Origin of the sequence: Burkholderia sp. E168m15 (genome assembly GCF_016586105.1) — a bacterium.
Classification (GTDB): Bacteria; Pseudomonadota; Gammaproteobacteria; order Burkholderiales; family Burkholderiaceae; genus Burkholderia; species Burkholderia orbicola.
In genome coordinates this window covers 1-2,072 of sequence record NZ_BCPO01000104.1, presented here as the reverse complement: position 1 = coordinate 2,072, position 2,072 = coordinate 1, and the positions used below count along the sequence as shown (strand labels likewise).

At 72.7% G+C, this 2,072-nt stretch carries 2 protein-coding genes; both read right to left on the bottom strand.

What is annotated here, in order from left to right:
* Positions 1-5: 5 nt before the first annotated feature.
* Positions 6-1,058, bottom strand: coding sequence for a Gfo/Idh/MocA family oxidoreductase (locus tag JMF86_RS17485; RefSeq protein ID WP_011547174.1), 1,053 nt, complete (start codon positions 1,056-1,058; stop codon positions 6-8).
* A partial coding sequence (locus JMF86_RS17480; RefSeq protein WP_236593018.1) for a thioesterase domain-containing protein occupies positions 1,055-2,072 on the bottom strand: 1,018 nt, incomplete at its 5' end. The genes JMF86_RS17480 and JMF86_RS17485, both read right to left, overlap by 4 nt.

Sequence of the window (2,072 nt, the reverse complement as noted above, 5' to 3'; positions counted from 1 at the left end):
CCCCTTCATGCGGCACGCTCCAGCAGCATGCCGAGCGTTGCCGCGCGCGCATCGCCCGGCGGCTGCGCCGGAAAACCGAGTTGCGCGGTCAACTGCTGCCAGACGCGCGCCACGTCGATGCTGCGCTGGTTGCATGCGTGCAGCCCTTCGCCGGACACGAGCCGGTCGACCGCGCGCACGGCCGCCTGCGGCCAGCAGCGCGCGTGAATCTCGCCCCAGGTTTCCTGTGCGTCGTCGCAGATCTGGATGCTCGGCAGGTCGTCGCCGGCCGCCTCGCCGAAGATCGGGAACAGGCCGTCCTCGTCCAGCGCCGGCTCGCGCAGCGCGGGCGCCCACCACAGCGGGCCGTGCGGCGACGCGAGCGTCCACGTGCCGGCGTCGGTCGTCAGCGTGATGCCGAACAGCACGCTCATCCGGCCGTCGTCGGCCGCCGCCATCTCGTTGTGCACGCGCAGCGACACCGGCGTTTCGGCGAGCACCATCGCGCATTCGCGCATCGACGACAGCGCCGGCCCGATCGGTTCGACCGACCACGGCCCGACACCCTGCAACGCCGCCGCGAGCACGTCGAGCGCTGCGTAGCTCGCCTGCACCGAGCACACCACGTCCGCATGCACCGGCGCGCTCGTCTCGCGCAGCCGCCGTGCGACCGCGATGAAGCGCGCGACGACCGGCAGGTTCGGATAGAAGCTGTTGAGCAGGCAGCGGCGGCCGTGGCGCGACGCGGTGCGCAGCACGCTGGCCCATTCGTCGGGCAGCAGCGGATGCTCGATCACGACGTCGATGCCGCGTTCGAGCAGCCGGCACGCGAGCGCGGCGCCTTGCGCGCCGCGCGCCGCGCCGCCGACGGCGACGCACGCGATGCGCACGTCGTCCGGCAACGCGTCGACGCGGTCGAACACCGGCGCACCGACGCGTGCGGCCAATGCGGCCGTGCGCGCACTGCCTTGCCCGAGGATGCCGGCGACGTGATACGAACCGGACGCCGCGAGGCCCGCCGCATAGAACTGACCGAAACGGGAGCCGGCCACGACGACCGGCAGCGGATGGACCTTCATCGTGCCTCCTTCAGGCGGGTGTCGACGAACGCGGCGTTCAGGCAGTCGAAATGACCGCCGGGGATATCGACGGCCGTGATGCCGCCGAGCGCCTGCGCCGTCCAGTAATCGGTGAGCGCCGCGCGCTGCTGCGGAATCAGCGGATTGCAGCGCTCCGGCACGAACAGCCGCAGCGCGCCCGCATACGGCGCATCGCCGGCCCAGTGGGACGCCTGCACCGAATGCATGAAGAGCCGGTAGAGCCGCTCGCGCTCGTCGAGCAGCGGATGCGCGAGCGCGTCCTGCAGCGACAGGCCGGCAGCCGCGCGGAGCACGCGGCGACGCAGCCCGTCGAGCGGCTCGCAGCGATCGCCGAAGATCTCGAGCTGCGCCTGCAGGCTGCCGGGCGCGAGCCGCGTAGGGTCGGCCTTCAATGCGTCGGCGAGCGCATCGGCCAGCACGTACGTTTCCGGAAAGCCGAGCGCATCGAGCGGCAGCCCGAGCGTCGCCGCGAAGTTGAACAGCACGAGCCGTTCGTCCTCGATCAGATACGGAATCCGGTAGCTCGACACGATGTCGAGCGTGCGCACCGCGACGCCGAGCTGCACCAGCGACTTCGCCATTTCGAGCGCGATCAGCCCGCCCGAGCAGTAGCCCAGCACGTCGACCTCGCGCACGCCGTTGCGCCACAGCGCATCCGCGTAACGCCGGCCCAGCGTCGCGTTCAGGTGGCGCACCGGCAGGTCGAGATAGTCCTGCGCGTCGCGCACCGCGAAGCCGAGCACCGGGCCGAGCCGCGCCAGCGCGGGCAGCACCGGACGGTACGCATGCACGGTGCCGAGCCCTTCGTGCACGATCACGCGCGGCACGCCGTCGCCCGGCGCGAGCGGAATCGGCCGCACGCCGGCTCGCACGCGCGGCGCCGGCGCATGGACGACCGCCGATGCAGGCAGCGTGCGCGACGCGGCGGGCGCGGCCGTCGGCGTCGCGCTCGCCGGCTGCTCGCTCGCGTCGCGCAGGCATTGCGCGAACGCG